General features: G+C 36.1%; 20 protein-coding genes, 1 other RNA gene and 1 pseudogene. 12 read left to right on the top strand and 10 right to left on the bottom strand.

The genetic code is table 11. The features are described from left to right. Positions 1–103: 103 nt before the first annotated feature. Positions 104–250 carry a hypothetical protein gene (locus EZY12_04690; GenBank protein ID QSX68978.1) on the top strand — a complete coding sequence of 49 codons (147 nt, stop codon included), beginning with the start codon at positions 104–106 and terminating at the stop codon, positions 248–250. 66 nt (positions 251–316) lie between these two features. Here the strand turns inward: EZY12_04690 and EZY12_04695 are convergent, their stop codons facing one another. The 3 genes from EZY12_04695 to EZY12_04705 form a co-directional block, all read right to left on the bottom strand. After that, the gene (locus EZY12_04695; protein QSX68979.1) at positions 317–1,018 is read right to left on the bottom strand and encodes a DUF1345 domain-containing protein; all 702 of its coding nucleotides are present in this window, start codon (positions 1,016–1,018) and stop codon (positions 317–319) included. Between the two features lie 104 nt (positions 1,019–1,122). Beyond that, positions 1,123–1,395: a hypothetical protein gene (locus tag EZY12_04700; protein ID QSX68980.1), complete on the bottom strand. Its 273-nt coding sequence runs from the start codon at positions 1,393–1,395 to the stop codon at positions 1,123–1,125. A gap of 160 nt (positions 1,396–1,555) precedes the next feature. Continuing rightward, complete coding sequence (locus tag EZY12_04705) at positions 1,556–1,711, bottom strand: lmo0937 family membrane protein (GenBank protein ID QSX68981.1); 156 nt, start codon at positions 1,709–1,711, stop codon at positions 1,556–1,558. 370 nt (positions 1,712–2,081) lie between these two features. On the opposite strand from EZY12_04705, the gene EZY12_04710 reads away from it, so the two are divergent. The 7 genes from EZY12_04710 (at position 2,082) to EZY12_04740 (ending at position 9,035) form a co-directional block, all read left to right on the top strand. After that, positions 2,082–2,480 (top strand): GxxExxY protein, encoded by a 399-nt coding sequence (locus EZY12_04710; protein QSX68982.1) that lies wholly within the window; start codon positions 2,082–2,084, stop codon positions 2,478–2,480. Positions 2,481–4,205: 1,725 nt separating this feature from the next. Further along, a complete protein-coding gene (locus EZY12_04715; GenBank protein ID QSX68983.1) occupies positions 4,206–4,916 on the top strand; it encodes a hypothetical protein in 711 nt (236 codons plus the stop codon). A 50-nt stretch (positions 4,917–4,966) separates the two neighbouring features. After that, positions 4,967–5,341, top strand: an RNA gene (gene rnpB, locus EZY12_04720) — RNase P RNA component class A. Positions 5,342–5,353: 12 nt separating this feature from the next. Beyond that, positions 5,354–6,118, top strand: coding sequence for a hypothetical protein (locus EZY12_04725; GenBank protein ID QSX68984.1), 765 nt, complete (start codon positions 5,354–5,356; stop codon positions 6,116–6,118). Between the two features lie 104 nt (positions 6,119–6,222). Next, a complete protein-coding gene (gene rnc / locus EZY12_04730; protein ID QSX68985.1) occupies positions 6,223–6,948 on the top strand; it encodes a ribonuclease III in 726 nt (241 codons plus the stop codon). A 624-nt stretch (positions 6,949–7,572) separates the two neighbouring features. Continuing rightward, a complete protein-coding gene (locus tag EZY12_04735) occupies positions 7,573–8,871 on the top strand; it encodes a hypothetical protein (protein QSX70515.1) in 1,299 nt (432 codons plus the stop codon). Then, the gene (locus EZY12_04740; GenBank protein QSX68986.1) at positions 8,865–9,035 is read left to right on the top strand and encodes a hypothetical protein; all 171 of its coding nucleotides are present in this window, start codon (positions 8,865–8,867) and stop codon (positions 9,033–9,035) included. Before EZY12_04735 ends, EZY12_04740 begins: the two co-directional genes overlap by 7 nt. A gap of 285 nt (positions 9,036–9,320) precedes the next feature. Here the strand turns inward: EZY12_04740 and EZY12_04745 are convergent, their stop codons facing one another. Both EZY12_04745 and EZY12_04750 read right to left on the bottom strand, forming a co-directional pair. Then, positions 9,321–9,635 carry an RNA-binding protein gene (locus EZY12_04745; protein QSX68987.1) on the bottom strand — a complete coding sequence of 105 codons (315 nt, stop codon included), beginning with the start codon at positions 9,633–9,635 and terminating at the stop codon, positions 9,321–9,323. Between the two features lie 153 nt (positions 9,636–9,788). Then, entirely contained in the window at positions 9,789–10,658 is an 870-nt protein-coding gene (locus EZY12_04750; protein ID QSX68988.1) for a PD-(D/E)XK nuclease family protein, read from the bottom strand. A 122-nt stretch (positions 10,659–10,780) separates the two neighbouring features. On the opposite strand from EZY12_04750, the gene EZY12_04755 reads away from it, so the two are divergent. Then, on the top strand, positions 10,781–12,208 hold the full coding sequence (locus EZY12_04755; GenBank protein ID QSX68989.1) for a phosphoglucomutase/phosphomannomutase family protein: 1,428 nt from the start codon (positions 10,781–10,783) through the stop codon (positions 12,206–12,208). A gap of 292 nt (positions 12,209–12,500) precedes the next feature. Beyond that, positions 12,501–12,776, top strand: coding sequence for a DUF1049 domain-containing protein (locus EZY12_04760; protein QSX68990.1), 276 nt, complete (start codon positions 12,501–12,503; stop codon positions 12,774–12,776). A gap of 184 nt (positions 12,777–12,960) precedes the next feature. Here EZY12_04760 and EZY12_04765 read toward each other — a convergent pair whose 3' ends face one another. After that, the gene (locus EZY12_04765; protein QSX68991.1) at positions 12,961–13,863 is read right to left on the bottom strand and encodes a hypothetical protein; all 903 of its coding nucleotides are present in this window, start codon (positions 13,861–13,863) and stop codon (positions 12,961–12,963) included. A gap of 344 nt (positions 13,864–14,207) precedes the next feature. Here EZY12_04765 and EZY12_04770 point away from each other — a divergent pair, with 344 nt between their 5' ends. Together EZY12_04770 and EZY12_04775 are read left to right on the top strand one after the other, a co-directional pair. Then, on the top strand, positions 14,208–14,534 hold the full coding sequence (locus EZY12_04770; protein QSX68992.1) for a DUF433 domain-containing protein: 327 nt from the start codon (positions 14,208–14,210) through the stop codon (positions 14,532–14,534). Between the two features lie 3 nt (positions 14,535–14,537). Then, positions 14,538–14,879: pseudogene (locus EZY12_04775) on the top strand (DUF5615 family PIN-like protein). 166 nt (positions 14,880–15,045) lie between these two features. On the opposite strand, the gene EZY12_04780 reads toward EZY12_04775, so the two are convergent. The 4 genes from EZY12_04780 to EZY12_04795 form a co-directional block, all read right to left on the bottom strand. Further along, entirely contained in the window at positions 15,046–16,092 is a 1,047-nt protein-coding gene (locus EZY12_04780) for a Type 1 glutamine amidotransferase-like domain-containing protein (GenBank protein ID QSX68993.1), read from the bottom strand. Positions 16,093–16,256: 164 nt separating this feature from the next. Beyond that, positions 16,257–17,444 carry a glycosyltransferase family 4 protein gene (locus tag EZY12_04785; GenBank protein QSX68994.1) on the bottom strand — a complete coding sequence of 396 codons (1,188 nt, stop codon included), beginning with the start codon at positions 17,442–17,444 and terminating at the stop codon, positions 16,257–16,259. Between the two features lie 221 nt (positions 17,445–17,665). Next, positions 17,666–18,067: a type II toxin-antitoxin system VapC family toxin gene (locus EZY12_04790; GenBank protein QSX68995.1), complete on the bottom strand. Its 402-nt coding sequence runs from the start codon at positions 18,065–18,067 to the stop codon at positions 17,666–17,668. Then, positions 18,058–18,258, bottom strand: coding sequence for a hypothetical protein (locus tag EZY12_04795; GenBank protein QSX68996.1), 201 nt, complete (start codon positions 18,256–18,258; stop codon positions 18,058–18,060). The genes EZY12_04790 and EZY12_04795 overlap by 10 nt, the downstream gene beginning before the upstream one ends. Position 18,259 lies beyond the last annotated feature (1 nt).

Here is an 18,259-nt window from a genome sequence, read left to right on the forward strand (position 1 = left end):
TTGATGAATTTTCAATAATAACTTCAATTTTTTGTCCGGAATTTTAGAAATCAACTTCGATAATGTAAATAGGATTGAAAGTTTCAAGAAAGTGAAAATGGACATGAAGAATACACAAGAAACCAAGTCTGCTAAAAAGAAACAGTCGTTTCCTCTTGTTGATATTGGGACTGCTAAAGTACCAGTCCGCAAATCCAAAGTTAAAAATAAACAGTCTGAATCACTCAGCGACTGGGAACACGCGAGTTAATTAAATAGTAAATTGCTGTGCAATTTAACTTGAATTTTTACTAGATCTTTAATGCCTTCGTTATGGTTACTGAATTAAACCCGCAATGATATTAATACTCATGGCAACAATTACAGTATTAAAGAAAAAGGAGAGGATACTATGGAGTAAAGCTAATCTTCTCAGCGATTGCGAGGTAATTTGGACATCGGAAACTTGACTAGTCATCCCAATCACAAAAGAAAAATATAAAAAATCCCAGTAGTCAGGTTCAATATCTTCAGGAAAATCTAGTCCTCCAGCGTGAGAATTAATTTGGGTTTTGTGATCCTGATAATATTGGTAAGCATAGTGTAGGGCAAAAATAGTGTGAACTAGTAACCATGATCCAATAATCGTTATTACTACTAGAATCAGATGGGGAATTACTATATTTGCATCCTTGCCTTTTGTGTCTTTTAAGATAAAAATAATCGCTAATATGCTGGCACAAGCAGCAGCAGTAATTAAACTCAAAATTACTAAACGTCCTTGGTCTTGACTTTGAGCGTGACGGCGCATTTTTTTGGGGTTTGCTTGCACCATAAGCACCCAAGTTGAGCCTAAAAAACAGATCATTCCCGCATTCCAGATGCAAAGAATCCGAGTGAATAAATTAAGCCAAGATGGCAGCAAAAACGATAATATTAAAGCAAATATGCCAGATAAAATTAGTCGGAAGTGAACTCTCCATCGGTGAGGAAGTTTACTTTTAACCGGAGTTTGTGTAGACTTTTGAGGTGAAGTCATTATCGCTAGATTTGACAAAATGCCAGTGAAGAGTGGATATTAATCTCACACTGGTTATATAGCTATTTTCGATTTCTATTTTGAGTTTATTTATGCTTATCTACTTATTGAATTTTCCACGCCATTAGACCAAAAAGCACAAGCAGACCTAATCCTCTCCGAAAGTAATTAACGCCTTGAAATAATTCTTCCCAAGCCCAAGTGAACAAAGAACCAAAAGCTATTAGATCTAATCCTAGATTAATTCTACCTGTTGTCACAACTATCTTTAATAAACTAGCCACAATCCAGACAATGAGGGGTAGATTGGGCATCTGAGCTAGAACAATGTTGCCTTCACTATCCCGAAATGCTTGATCAAACAATGTATTTTCCATGAAATTCATCTCATCTAAAATGTGGCTAGAGACTAAGTTTATCTCTAATTTTATGATAGTTGTCTCCTAAGAGGGTTTGCAGATCACTAATTTAAGCTAAACATCGTGGCTTGTTTATGAGTTAAAGTTTTTCTGCTGACTAACTAATGCACAATCGTGATTATACGATACGTCGTCCTATAAGTAAGTTGTAGACAATGCCAATTAGTGCCAAAACCAGAAGTAGGTGAATTAAGCTACCACCAATGTGAATCGAGAATCCTAACAACCAGAGAACGAAAAGTACAACAACAGCAGTCCAAATAAGATTCAACATATTTTCCTTTTCTATTTAGATAAAATAGACTTTTTTGAAAAAGCCATTTGATTTTTAGGCTCCTCTATCAGAATAAGATAGAGGTATTAAAATATCATCTATAATTGGACATATATAAATAAATTGTAAATAATGACAAGTATGAAGATTAACCTACTTAAAGCTAATTATTTTGGCTACGCTTTACTTGTAATCACAAATTTTAATACTAGTATACATTACGAAGTAAAATTCAGTATTTTTCCAGCTATGCGTTACCCAGGTAACATTGAATAAATTATTGTCTGAACTATGATTTTAGGTGATTTTTTTGATTTTGATGATTTAATTGTAGTAAACATTTAATTAAATCAAGTAAGGTGAACAAAAGATGATAAATGAGAAGTATAAATACTCGGAACTTACCTCTAAAATTATTGGATGTGCTATGATTGTGCATAAAACATTGGGTAATGGTTTTCAAGAAGTAATTTATCAAAGAGCATTAGCAATTGAAATGCAGTTATCAGGTATTTCCTTTGCAAGAGAATTTGAAATGCCTATTTTTTACAAAAAAGAACAAATAGGAACAAGACGAGTAGATTTTTTAGTAGAAAGTATTATTTCGGTTGAATTAAAAGCAATAACTAAATTAGAAGACGTTCATTTTGCACAAGCAATTAACTATTTAGAGACATACAACCTTGAAATTGGGTTATTAATTAATTTTGGTGAAACCAGTTTGAACTTTAAAAGACTAACTCACAAGAAATATCAGTCTGAACTATGATTCTTGTGATAAAGATGATTTTGATGATTTATTTTAAAACACAATCTAATCATCTTTATCACCAAAATCAAACAAATCACAGTTCAGACAATTTCATCATCTCACTCACAAGAAATATCAGTCTGAACTATGATTCTTGTGATAAAGATGATTTTGATGATTTATTTTAAAACAAAATCTAATCATCTTTATCACCAAAATCAAACAAATCACAGTTCAGACAATTTCATCATCTCACTCACAAGAAATATCAGTCTGAACTATGATTCTTGTGATAAAGATGATTTTGATGATTTATTTTAAAACAAAATCTAATCATCTTTATCACCAAAATCAAACAAATCACAGTTCAGACAATTTCATCATCTCACTCACAAGAAATATCAGTCTGAACTATGATTCTTGTGATAAAGATGATTTTGATGATTTATTTTAAAACACAATCTAATCATCTTTATCACCAAAATCAAACAAATCACAGTTCAGACAATTTCATCATCTCACTCACAAGAAATATCAGTCTGAACTATGATTCTTGTGATAAAGATGATTTTGATGATTTATTTTAAAACAGAATCTAATCATCTTTATCACCAAAATCAAACAAATCACAGTTCAGACAATTTCATCATCTCACTCACAAGAAATATCAGTCTGAACTATGATTCTTGTGATAAAGATGATTTTGATGATTTATTTTAAAACACAATCTAATCATCTTTATCACCAAAATCAAACAAATCACAGTTCAGACAATTTCATCATCTCACTCACAAGAAATATCAGTCTGAACTATGATTCTTGTGATAAAGATGATTTTGATGATTTATTTTAAAACAAAATCTAATCATCTTTATCACCAAAATCAAACAAATCACAGTTCAGACAATTTCATCATCTCACTAATAAGAAATATCAGTCTGAACTATGATTCTTGTGATAAAGATGATTTTGATGATTTATTTTAAAACACAATCTAATCATCTTTATCACCAAAATCAAACAAATCACAGTTCAGACAATTTCATCATCTCACTCACAAGAAATATCAGTCTGAACTATGATTCTTGTGATAAAGATGATTTTGATGATTTATTTTAAAACACAATCTAATCATCTTTATCACCAAAATCAAACAAATCACAGTTCAGACAATTTCATCATCTCACTCACAAGAAATATCAGTCTGAACTATGATTCTTGTGATAAAGATGATTTTGATGATTTATTTTAAAACAGAATCTAATCATCTTTATCACCAAAATCAAACAAATCACAGTTCAGACAATTTCATCATCTCACTCACAAGAAATATCAGTCTGAACTATGATTCTTGTGATAAAGATGATTTTGATGATTTATTTTAAAACACAATCTAATCATCTTTATCACCAAAATCAAACAAATCACAGTTCAGACAATTTCATCATCTCACTCACAAGAAATATCAGTCTGAACTATGATTCTTGTGATAAAGATGATTTTGATGATTTATTTTAAAACAGAATCTAATCATCTTTATCACCAAAATCAAACAAATCACAGTTCAGACAATTTCATCATCTCACTAATAAGAAATATCAGTCTGAACTATGATTCTTGTGATAAAGATGATTTTGATGATTTATTTTAAAACAAAATCTAATCATCTTTATCACCAAAATCAAACAAATCACAGTTCAGATGTTATAATTGGCGAGTGGGTAGAAAATCAGGGTTATAAAAATGCAAAATGGCGACCAAAATCTGATTATTTTGATGATTTATATACTTGTTGTCTATTGGACAATCAATCGGATGATTGAATCTATAGACGATATAGTAAAAGTTGATTTCCAAAAAGGTGCTATTGATGATCAATTGAAAGAACAAAATCTGCAAGATACAGTAGGTATTTCTTTTAAAACAAATACTTATGGTTTGGATAAAGTGGAAGATGATCTGAAAGAATTATCAATGAGTATTGAAAATAAATCAGAGAGTATTGCTATATATGTTGACTGGGATAATAGTTCCTTCGTCGTTGAACATACCCAGCAGTCGCGTCGAGTGATTCGCAAATCTCCAGATTTAACCCGCGATTTAGCCATATCCCAAGTTCCAACAATTATTGCTCCTAAAAAGACAATTTCTGAAAATGTCACCGCAGAAGATGTTTTTCAAAGAGATAAAGATTCAGGTATTTATAAACCAGCTTCACCTTTAATTAATATTGCTGCTGTTAAAAAGGATGATAAGAAAAAGAAGTTATACAAAGACTTTATAGATGGTAAAAAAGATTTGGAATTTTCATTACAACTGGTGCTGCGAATTTCCGAAATGAGAGTCGGTATTGCGCCGGGGATAAATGTTCCCCCAGTATCAATTATTAATTGTCCTTTTACTATTAAAAAGCTCCCTTGGACCTATGCTCTACCTTGGAATAAGAAAAAGTGATTTGCACGTAACACTACACAGAATCCAATTAAAGGTAAACTAGGAAAGGAGAGAGTAGGCGTAGGCAGTTGCAGATTAGTCATTAAGACTAGTTTGAGGAAAGTCCGGGCCCCCGAAAGACCAGACTTGCTGGATAACGTCCAGTGCGAGTGATCGTGAGGATAGTGCCACAGAAAGATACCGCCAATCAATTCAGCATATTGAATGGTTTGGTAAGGGTGCAAAGGTGCGGTAAGAGCGCACCAGCAACGTCGAGAGGCGTTGGCTCGGTAAACCCCGGTTGGGAGCAAGGCCGGAGGAACTATGGTTGGTCTTTTACCAGTTCCGCTGAAAAAGAGCCGCTAGAGGTGTTTGGTAACAAGCATCCCAGATAGATAACTGCCCTCGTAAGAGAACAGAACCCGGCTTACTACCAACTCTCTCTTTTTAAACGGATTATGGATTTTTTATGTTCCATAGTTCGTTTTTTCAGTAAATATAAAACAATAGAAATTGAACCTGAAAGTCTGACTTGCATTCTACCTGCACACCCAAGACATCAAATTATTAGGGAATTACAAGAAATTCAAGATAAAATTATTTTCCACAAATATCAAGAAGCTAAAAATCAAGTTTTGACACTCCTGGGAAAAGACTTGTACAATTTTAGATCGTTAGATTTGTATTGTGAAATTATTGCTAAACTAAAACTTTCTAATGAACTTTATCATTTTCTGGAAACAAAAAAACTAGATTTTTATCTAGTTAATCCCAGCACACTCATAAATATTGCTGATATCCTAGCTTTTGATAAAGATAATATTCAATATCAAAATATAGCAAATAGAGCCTTGTCTGTGGCTATGTCAGGTAAAATTGAAGAAGGTCAAATTGCCAAAGCTGTTGTTAATCTTAACAAAATAGGCGAACCAGAAGATATGATCAAATTTGTGAGTGAATCTATAGTGAAATATCCTAATCTTGCTCAAAATTCCCCACTTTTGGAAAAACGGGCAACAGCTAAGATGGATATGGCAAAAAAGTCTATAAAGACAGCAAGAGACTACAAAAGCAAGCCAAAAACAAAAGCAAGGGCATGGGAAATGTGTCGAGAATTGTTGGTAGAAGCAGAAAGAGATTTAAATTTGGCGTTAGAAAATGCAGAAAATACTAATAAAAAATTTTTTATTGAAAAAGATATTAATTTCTGGAACGAATTATAAAATACTTCCAGAAAACCATCAAATAAATAGTTTGCCTGGTATTTATACACTATAATTTAATGCTAAGTTAAGAGTTATTAGCCCTTTTTTCCCTACTTATCCTAATGTCCAGCGTTTATCCCCGCCGTCAACGGCAGCTTGAAAGTTTAGTCCAAAAGTTCGGTTTGCCACTAGATGCACCTATAAAGTGGGAATTGTTAGATTTGGCACTGACTCATCCTACCGTCTCTGATTCTGCAAATTATGAACAACTAGAGTTTGTTGGCGATGCGGTGGTACGTCTAGTAGCGGCTGTGATATTATGGGAACATTATGCCGATTGCTCAGTTGGCGATTTCGCCGCTATTCGTTCAGTTTTAGTCAGCGATCGCATTCTTGCCCAATTAGCAAGAGAATATGGTTTAGAATTATACTTATTAGTGGCTGGTAGTGCCACCGCTGATCATGTTGGCCAAGAGTCACGATTAGCAGACTCTTTTGAAGCAGTTCTAGGGGCGCTTTACCTTAGCACTAACAACCTCAACCTAATTCGTCCTTGGTTAGATTCCCATTTTCAACAGCTAACCACAGAAATTCGGCTTGATCCTGCCAGACTAAACTATAAAGCAGCTTTACAAGAGTGGACTCAAGCGCAATTCAAAGTTCTCCCAGAATATCGAGTTTTGGAAGTCAGTCAACCCCACCGCACGCATGAACGCTTCTTTGCTGAAGTTTGGCTACATGAAAAAATGTTAGGACAAGGCAAGGGACGCTCCATTAAAGCTGCTGAACAAGCCGCTGCGAAAGTTGCCTATTTAGCAATTAACGCCCAGGTGACAGATGAGTCATAATAAACACTTAGATTGTTGTTATTAAGACATTAATAGATAACCTGTTACGCAGCTAAATTTTATAATTATAATTTAGTTTAACTCTGTGGTGCGGGCAAAATGCCCGCAACCATTATACAAACTAAATGCACAACAGCTTAAGGAAACTTTCTCCACAATAAGATTTTATTCCGCTCGGACGTTCACATCAGAAGCCTGACTAGTCACAAAATTGGCGGATACCCTGAACAGCTTATGTCAGCTTTCGCTGCTGACTCTTGAGTGCAGACTGTGGGTTATAAGGGATTGTTCAATTTATACTAGACTTTATGATTACTATTTCTTAGTGATCATAGTCACTGTTGTTTCTTCATTAAAAGTTTAAGATTACACAGTAAAGATTTATGTTCACTTCATATTTGGCTCTCCGTAAAGTCCTATCTAGTGTGGTAAAATATTTATAACAGTATTTGACTAACTCGTCCAAACTAGACAATATTCCTCAAATCGGGTTTGTATGGTTAATCATTTTCAAAAAACATATAAAAAATTACATTTACTCCAGGTTGTAGGTAATGAAAAGTGAGAAACATAATTGATCCTAACCCAGAGAAAGCAATTCTCCAAAAACATTCGACGAACATAATCGGGCGGAAATTGGACTATGATCATTGTTATCATGACTGTTATCATCAAGAACAGTTAATCTATCAGCACTTATTACACTTGGTGCAAAAAGAATCTGCTGACCAAATGCTTAATAGATTTCGGTCGCTATTTATTGAAAGAGCGAATTATCCCGAACCAGAAATTCTGTCAATTTTAGATAAAATTACCGCATCTAAGAGCGCACCTGAAGAATTTAAATTTTTCCTCAATCGCTGTTGTCATATTCTCATCAACTACTGGCACATGAACTCCCTACTTCATAGTGCAATTGCTGATTTAATCAGTTTATTTTCTGCTATACCTACTACTTATAAAGTTAATAATTTACGTTCCCGCGAAATTAACCGTCTACGTGAATTGGTTAAACAGTTTGTTGACAGTGAACAGTATTTAATTTTATTACGATTTACTCAGGTAGTAAATGAAAATCAACCTGTAGCAAAGAGGCAAGATAATCAGCCACTGATGACCTTAATTCGCCGTTATCCTTATCTATATGAACATTGTTTAATGAGCGACGACTCTACTCAGGAGCAAAAAGAAACTGTTAGACATTTTCAATCACAGGTACAGAAAAAATTTGAAATTGACTTATCACAATATGTAACTTATAAAATGCGGCGAATTCAGATGTTGAAAAACACTTCAATTGCTGAAGCCAATCGAATTTTGCGCCCTATAAATAATCCTACATTGTTAACTGATGGTGAATTATACACCACCTTAAAGCATTTTGTTGGTAAAGTCGAACATGGCAATACATATCATGAATCAGCCCAACAGTTCATAAAATATGGCGGACAAGCTGCGAATTTCCGCAATTTTAAAGATGATTTATATAAATATTTGATATCTTCTGTAGATGCACAATACGGGAAAAAACAATTTAATCAAAAACTATATAAATATTTACAAAATATTTTGCCTCAAGCCGATGAGCAAAAAGTTAATGATCTATTATTAGTGAGAACTTGTAGTAATTTATTAAACTTTCTAGTTGTTAATAATCAATCATCACCACAGCACTTTGTTTTCTTAGATTTAATTAGTAATCAAGGAACAGTACCCACAATGGGCTTATTATTAAAAATTGTCCTGATTTGTGGAAAAGTTAAACCATATCTAGAAAGAAAATTTGCAATTTTATTTAATCACTATGAAGCTTCCAATACTAATACTGTTGGCTGGTTAGTAGGAACTTTGGAACAATTGAATATTGCTTTTAGTATTAATTTTGGTGGTATTGATTTATCATTCTTTAAGAGATTTTGTTAAAAATAAACGTCAGGAGTCAGGAGAAAGAAAGGAGTCAGGAGTCAGGAGTCAGGAGAAAGAAAGAAAGAAGAAAGAAGAAAGAAGAAGGAAGGAAGGAAGAAGGAAGAAGGAAGAAGGAAGAAGGAAAGTTCGTCAATGATTACTCAAATTTACCCGGTTATTGAAGAGTAAAAATGCAAGGGTTTTCAACATTTATTGTCAATAATCTTGTACTTGTTTGTGTTTGCTGATAAAACTCTGTAAGCCTGTATCTATCAACGCTTTTGCTTTCTTTTATGCAATAGCGTAGCACTTCAACCATGGGGTCAGCTCTGTTACCAGTCAGGAATCTTCTGGAAAATTTGAGAGTCAGCACAATTTCATGAATTAAAGCGGTAATATATCCATTAAAAAAGACAGAGATTTCCTCTGTCCTAAAAATATGATAATTGGAGTCTTAATGGTAAAACTTAGTAACGGTCGCGTCCACCGCCACCACCACCATATCCACCTCGTCCACCACCACCACCACCACCACGATCTTCTTTGGGTTTAGCTTTGTTAACTTTTAAGTTACGTCCCATCCATTCAGCGCCGTCAAGGGCTTCAATTGCTACTGCCTCTTCTGCGTCTGAACCCATTTCTACAAAGGCAAAACCTCTTTTACGACCAGTTTCCCGGTCAGTAGGTAGTTGGACTCTTTTAACATTCCCATATTCTGCGAAAACCCCAGTAAGGTCGTTTTCAGCAACGTCATAGGACAAATTACCAACGTAAATTGACATTAAATAGCTCCAGAAATTAAAAAGTGAATTTTTGCAATACGAACATGAGGAACGCCTCAAGTATATAATACCCGTAATTAAGCTTTATTTTTTAATTTAGGATAAAATTTTTTTCCCAGCAGCGTAACCGCAGCCTAGATCACCAAATACGACTCACGAAGATGTTGGGGAAGGGTGAGATTTTGTAATGGGCATTGCATAAGACTTTGGTTGTTTTAACTGGGCGAATTCACAGATAGAACTAAAAGCACAAAACCGACAATGATTACCGGGATTCGGGGGAAATATTTGACTGAAGTTGCTATTTTTAGCTTCATATTGTTGCAGATCTTCTTGATGTTGATGGGCAATATTAGCCAATTGAGATTCTAAAGATTTAAACTCACTATTAGTAATAGTAATTAATTCCGATTTTTTGCAAATTTCCAAATTATAAAAAGATGCAACTGCGGTTTTCCCAGGATAAAGATAACGGGCTGCAAGTAAGTAAACAAAGGCTTGTCTGTGATCAAAGGCAGATCTACCAGTTTTAAAATCTAAAATATGTAAGGTGCTATCAGACTCGATAAATATACAGTCCATAGCTGCATATAACCGAAAGCAATAATCTTGTTTTTCAATCAAAATCGGCTTGGGAAAACCTTCATCACCCGCCGTCAATTCCAGAATCCGCTTCCCTAATAATAAAGGGGCATTTTGATATTTTCGTAAAATTTGTAATACCCGATATTTAACTGTTTCATGAGTCTGACTCAATCCCAATAACCGGGCAACTTTTTCCACACCATCAACCTGAGTTAACCATTGCAGGTGATGATGAAACTCATATACACCCTTTTGGGCAAGAATGCCAATGCGCTGCGGTGGGGTAGCGGTTGCCAACAAAGCTTTGACTTGTGGTTCATGTTGTCGCGCTTTAATAAATCCTCTTCTCATTTGGCAATGCCAATGTTCCTGTCCCCGGCTGGGGGCAAATAAAGACCAAAGGTGGTAACTAACAAAGGGTCTATCGGGGGTTGACATTGCTCATGTAGAGTGAGAGAAATTACCTTGGGGATACTTGCGGCTTAGTGGCTATTCCACGGCCTTGCGGGATGCTTCCTAATCGTAAATAGCAATAATCATGCACGGGAGAGAGTGGCAATATGAGTAACCCTAGCAATTCCGGTGAGATCAAGTTTGGTACTGATGGATGGCGCGGAATTATTGCTGATGATTTTACTTTCCCAAATGTGCGGAAAGTAACCAGGGCGATCGCTAGTTATCTGGAAACTGCCTATAGTAAAGACAAACCTGTTTTAATTGCCTACGATACGCGGTTTTTAGCTGACGAGTTTGCCCGGACATCTGCCGCTGTTTTGGCGGATTTGGGCTGGAATGTAAAAATTACTGATCGGGATTGTCCCACTCCAGTAATTGCCTACAATGCCCGGCTCCTGAATTCCGCAGGGGCTTTGATGTTTACTGCTAGTCATAATCCTGCACCTTATTGTGGGATTAAATATATTCCTGATTATGCGGGACCCGCGACTCCAGAAATTACTGATACTATTGTGGCCAATATCGAAACGTCATCGGACGAGTTACCTGGAAGTAACCCATCTGGGACAATTTCTACTTTTGATCCTAAGCCCGATTATCTGAATTTTATCTACACCTTATTGGATGTGGAAAAAATTAAAAGTGCAAATTTAAAGGTCAAGTACGATGCCCTTTATTCTACCTCGCGTGGCTATTTAGATGAAGTCTTGCAACACTGTGGTTGTCAATTAGAAAGTTTCCACGATTGGCGGGATGTGCTTTTTGGCGGTGGTATGCCTGAACCCAAAGGGGAACAGTTAGTTGAGTTGGTGGCAGCGGTGAAGGCTGATCAGGCGGATTTGGGTTTGGCTACCGATGGTGATAGCGATCGCTTTGGTATTGTTGATGAACAAGGTAATGTCCTGACTCCCAATACAGTGCTGTTAGTTCTAGCACGGCATTTGATTAAAAACAAGGGTAAGAGCGGTGCAATTGTTAGGACTGTGGCAACTACGCATTTATTAGATAATTTTGCTGCTAAGTATGGCTTGCAAATTTATGAAACTGCGGTAGGTTTTAAATACATTGGTGAGAAAATGCGGGAAACCGCTGTTTTGATTGGTGGAGAAGAATCCGGTGGTTTAAGTATCATTGGCCATATTCCTGAAAAAGATGGGGTTTTAGCAGATATGCTAGTAGCTGAGGCGATCGCTTATGAAGGTAAGCCTTTAAGTCAGTTGGTACAGGAAGCGATCACCGAAGCTGATGGGCCTTTGTATAACAATCGCTTAGATTTACACCTAACTGAAGCTCACAAGGTGGCTGTGATTAATTCCTACACCCAAAATCCACCTTCTGTCGTGGCAGGAATCAAGGTGAAAGAGGTGGGCAGGAAAGATGGTATTAAACTGTATTTAGAAGAGGGTAGCTGGGTGTTGCTGCGCCCTTCTGGAACAGAACCTTTGGTGAGAGTGTATATGGAAACTAACTCACCAGAAAAACTTAGTCAGATTGCTAAATTCATGGAAGGTGAAATTGCTAAGTTAGGATAGAACCCCACCCCTAACCCCCTGACAGGTGTAGGTTTTTTACAATTGGGTGAGGACAGGACTTGGAAGACAAGGCAGACAAGGTGACAAGGGAGGAAAACCGGACAAGAAATGGATGATTGGTCATAAAACAAACCATAAATTGGGTATTTTATGGATAAAATCTTCCTTGTCTACTATCCCTCCTTGTCTTCCTGGTCTTGCCTTTACAGAGAATATTAAAAACCTACACCTGTCAGCCCCTAACCCCTCCCCGCAAGCGAGGAGGGGAACTAAATTTTAAAATTTTAAAGTTATGGTTTTCAAAATATTGGTAAATTTCTTGATATCGCTAATTTTAGCTGTTTGGGTAGTGGCGATCGCTCTAATTTCTGTCCAAAATGCCACTCCTGTATCTTTGCGGTTTTTGGGTTTTCAATCAATCCAAATTCCCTTTGGATTAATGTTAGCTTTTAGTGTGGCTGTGGGTTTGTTAGGTACAGCAGTTTTGCAGCCGCTTTGGGGATTAGGAGAATCGCAATTTAAGGGAGATGAAGATGCAGAATTTTTTATTGATGATGAAGATTTTTAAACAAAGACGCAAAAACGCAAATTTATGACTAGTCGGTTTTAACCGACTTTTGCTATTAGACAGGGAATTTATTCCCTGGCTATTCTTTATCTCGCATTATATTATAGCGGTTATCGTTCGGATGCAATACAATTTAGGGCGGGGAAACCCCTACAGGTTTTGAAATTTAATCACTGTATCTCATTCAAGAGAATTTATTCCCTGAATACTTTTCTAAAATAATGGCGGTGCTAGGGTCTATTTTGCCTTCACTACTTAAAACTGGAGTCTCAATAATTTCTCTCAATACTTTGATTAGAAGATTACCTTGCTCCCAAATATTACTATCTAATGGCTGTGATTCAAGTTGGTTAAGTGTTGTAGTTGCACAATTATTTAATTCATTGATTAGATAAGTTAAATCTCTTATTATTTGACGCAATTGTTTCAGAAAATCCATAACTTGTTTAATTTCGTGAACTGCTTTGCTTACCTGTTCCTTATACTTTTTAGCTTGTTTTAAAGCCTTTTTTCCTTCCCCAACCAACATCAAACTACCAACTGTCAAAGCTGCGGTAATACTAATACCTCCCAGTAGTAAAGTTCCCAGTGCCATACCACCCCCTCCAGAAGCAAGAGAACCACCCCCTAGCCATGCTAAAGTTGCACTCCAACCTGCTGCACCACTGAGTTCAGAAATTGCTGTTCCTGTACTCGCTACTCCTACTGATGAAATTAAACCTGTAAGAATTTGACTAGTTGTTACTCCGGCAATTACTATTGTTAAGCTGCTAGTTACTAATTTTTCTGATTTAATATCTTGAGATTTATAATTTTTTAATGTCCCAGCCGAAATATTCACAGGTTCTAAAAAATCCATATTTTCCTGAGAAGATAGCTTAATTAAATTATTTGTTAACTTGATAAACTTACTAATTGTGTGGTTTTGGATAACAGTTTGGATTTGAGCATAGGATTCTGCTACTTTCTCAGTTTTTTCCCAATCCCTTTTTAATTCTTTGCAATAATGTTTATATCGTTGTTCAGCTTTATTCCCAATATCTTTTGCTTTATTTAAGTTAACAATATCGTCAACAATTGAAAACATAAAATACTCCTGATCTTGATTAGCTGTAGCTTGTTAAGTATTTAAATATAGGGCTACTATTTGATTTTTGAACAAGCTGTAAACCGTAAACCCCATCGAATCAACGATTGAGTCTCAGTATAATGAACAACAATCAAACCGGATTCATATATTAAATTAACATAGCCTAGCCAAAAGTCGTAACCGTAAAAATACTGTTTTGTCGCAATATTAAACTACATATAAACACGAATTTAAAGGTAACATACATCAATAGTATTGATTAAAATAGAAAAACCAACCAACCTTTAACTACAGTAAAATAATTACAAAGCCCTATTTACACCAGCTTAACATTTATCACTATGACAAACCAAGAATTAGAAACCCAACTCCTAGCATTAACCCCAACAGAAAAAGCCCAAGCCATACAAATATTAACTCAAACCTTAAATCAAAGCTCATATCGCATTACTAAAACCCCTGGTGTTTGTGGTGGTGAAGCCTGTATTGCTAATACTCGCATTCCTATTTGGTTGTTAGTAGAATCTCGGCGTTTAGGAATTAGTGAAGCACAAATTTTAGATGATTATCCTCATTTAACTGCTGCTGATTTAGTGAATGCTTGGGCTTATGCAAATGCACATCCAGAAGAAATTGAAACAGCAATTCAAAAAAATGAGGCGGCTTAAATTGTGGTACGTCTTTATGCAGATGAACAATTTCCTCGCATATTCAGCGAATTATTACGCAATTTTGGTCATGATGTGTTGACAGTGCAAGAAGCAGGAAAAGGAAATCAAGGTATTCCTGATGAAGAAGTATTAAATTTTGCTATTCAAGAATAACGAGCAATTTTAACACTAAATCGCTATGATTTTATTCAATTACACCGCTTACAACCAAATCATTCAGGTATTATTGTTTGTACAAATGATAGTAATAGAAATAGAATGTCAGAACGCCTTCATGAAGCTATTTGTAAAGAAGGAAATTTAGTAGGAAAACTCATTAGAGTGGTTCGTCCTTCTATGTAAATCCTTACTTTCCTTTTTTGTGTCTTTGCACCTTTGCGTGAAACAAAAAAAAGAGCGATTACTAGGTTGTACTTCATAACACCGGGAAGTTCTGTATCCCTATTCCTGAATATCATAAAGCCCACCTGAGTGGGCTAATGAGGATGATTTGTGCAGAGAAATGGTATTAATAAGGATCTGAATCAAATTTTCCGCGCTTCACACTCCTGAAATAATAACCTCGTGACGGTGGTTTATTTAAGTCGAATGTGTCACCTTTGGGAACTCTCCAAATTTTGTAGTCGTGATAGGTGAGAGGAATTCCCTTTTGGCAAATTTCTGGGGAATGATCTCCTAAAACAAAATAGGCTGAACCTTTACCCATAACCTTGGCAATACCGTATTTATCAACTAGTAAAGATGTCTGTTCACTAATTGCTATACCTAAGGCTTTTGTAGAGACACCATCTTGAATTTGTCGGGCAATAAAAACCATAATTCTTCCCATTCTTTTGCGTTCATCAAAGTGGGTATCAATGATAGTTCCGCGCAAATGTTTCCACTGGAAAAAGTTATAGGTAAAGGTAATATTACCGTAGGGATCATCAAGGGCTTCATGAGTTTCAATGCTATCTTCACAAGCACAAGAATCATAAACATATTCACTTTGAATCATTGCCCCAGCACTTGTACCCCCAATAGCGCCGCCCCGATCATAAACTGACTTGATAGCAACTTCTAATTTAGTGTTTTTCCAGTGGCGAATATATTCACATTGATCACCACCAGCAAAGAAAATTACGCCAGCATTTCTGACTTTATCAAAAATATCTGTTCTGTTGGCTTCTTGACGGTTACGAATAATGAGAGTTTCTACATATTTAACACCTCTCATGCGATAGATTAGCTGATTATAATCATCGTTACCAGCAGCCCGAATGACTAAAACATTAACTTTATTGTCACTGTTACTACTGCCTCTAACTTGATTAATCATCCATTGAATAGCGTCATCAACATCAGGACCACCACCACCTAAGTTATGAACAGGACCAGCTAATTTAGGTAATTGATAAGCTGGTTTAGAGGTGGGAGTCTGGCTATCGGCGATGATATCCTGAAAGAACCGCCTTAACTTGGCTGTTATCCGGTCTATGATTCGGTTTACCATCTTCAACAAGCTGTTTTTTGCATTCTGCAAACGCCTGGATGTATTTAGGAATGCCTTTGTCATATTAAAATCTTGTCAAGCAAACAGCAATCATTTCTAACTTTCGCATTTCCCAGGGCTAAATTCCCAGCGTACAGGGTTTGTACTGTTTTTTTACGGCAATCATCGGAGTATTCTTTAATTCTCATTATTACTCTAGGAAAATCTCCTGTTTATGCCGTTTTTTACTACCAAACAATTTCTACTCGCTCGTTAACTACTCTTTCATAAACCATTTCTGTTTGCTTACTTAATTTTGGCCAGCTAAATCTTTTTTCTAAATCTGCATAAGCGTTATCTACCAACCATTGACAGTAATTTGGGTTTTGCAAAACTTCTAAAATTCCCCAAGCTACAGAGTCAGCGTTGTTTACTAAAGTGGTAATTCCCGTTCTTGTATGTTGAACTACTTCAGGAAAACCACCAGTATCGGAAACTATCACTGGCACGCGAGAGGCAAAACTCTCTAAGGCAACAATACCAAAGGGTTCATAAAAACTGGGGAAAACTGCACAGTCCGCGATGGTTTGAAATTTATCCAAGTATTCATCAGCAAGGAAACCAGTAAAGTAACACTTGTCCCAAATTCCTAAATCCCAAGCTTGACGTTGGAGATGGTCAGTATTACCACCACCGACTATGACAAACTTAACATTACCCCCCATTTCCGAAAGCACCTTGGGAGCAGCATTAAGTAATACTGGTACGCCTTTTTCATAGGTCATACGACCAAGATAATAAACAATTTTTTCATAATCTGCGGCAAATTGACGGCGAAAATCTTGAGCATGAAAATTCCCATGATGGATTTTCTTTTCTGGGCGAATACCATTATAAATTACGTCAATTTTATCACCAGGAAGATTTAGCGATCGCTGCAATTCTTGACGCATATATTCACTGCAAACAATCACCCGCCAAGCATTTTCGGCTAGTGTATATTCTTTATCATGAATATAGCGTTGGGTATCATTGTGAATACCGTTATAACGTCCATGTTCTGTGGCGTGAATTGTGGTAATTAAGGGAATTTTAAAGGTATGCTTGAGAGCGATCGCCGCATCACCAACTAACCAATCATGGGCATGAATCAGATCAAATGGCCCCTTTTCTGCTAATAACTTACCGCCATACTCTCCCATCTTCTCATTTAAGTTCACCACCCAATGAAAAAAATCGTTACTGGCAGGTACTTCTACACGGTGGATATGAATTCCTTCCACCACTTCATACAAGGATGCTGGCCCAAATTCTGGTGTAATCAGATGGATATCATGGCCTAACTTAATTAATTCCGGGTACAACTCAGCAACGTGACGAGCAATTCCGCCAACTATCCTCGGTGGAAATTCCCAACTCAGCACTAATATCTTCATTGACTTGACTCCCCGATGATTGACAAAAAGTTAAAATATATAAAAACTATATTTATAGCAGGTAACAGGGAATTAAAAATTAAAAATTCCAGAAAACTCTTAGCAATACTACTCGCGGCTTATTTGCGAGAGAGTAAAACATAGCATCAACTTTTGGTGGCTAAACTTTTTCAGGAAACCCTAAGTATATAAGTAATCAGACAAAATTAATGTCCAGGTACTTACTTACTTTCAGGAATAATCTGAATTAGCCCCGTCTGAAAGGCTTTATCATAAGTAATCAGAGGTAATATTTCCAACTCAGCTTGAGCCATAATCATCCGATCAAAGGGATCTCTATGGGCAATTGGTAGATTTCCTGCTCTGAGTGCATGGGCTGAAGTAATATTAAGTTCGATAAATCTTGCTTGATGTAATATCTGTGAATATTGCTCCACAATTTCTTTTGCTTCTGGTAGTTTTCTGATGCGGTATTTAGTGGCAATTTCCCAAGCAGAAACACTACTAACAAAAATACGATGATCTGGGTTACTAATAATTTTTCGACAGGTGTTGTCAAGTTTTGGATCATCAAAAAGCCACCATAATAGTATATGAGTGTCAATTAGGTAGCTTATTCCCATTGCTGGAGTTCCTCTTCCGGTAATGGTTCAAAAAAAGCTTCGCTGAGTTTTCCTTTTAATAACCCAGGGGTTCGGGGTTGCCTACGTTCTTGATTTAAACCGAGTCGAAAGTAGTGAATAATATTGTATAGTTCTGTTAATTTTTCTTCGGGTATATCTTGCAGTTCTTCAACGATTTTCTGAATCAGCATA

The organism is Dolichospermum sp. DET69, from assembly GCA_017355425.1.
Lineage (GTDB): Bacteria > Cyanobacteriota > Cyanobacteriia > Cyanobacteriales > Nostocaceae > Dolichospermum.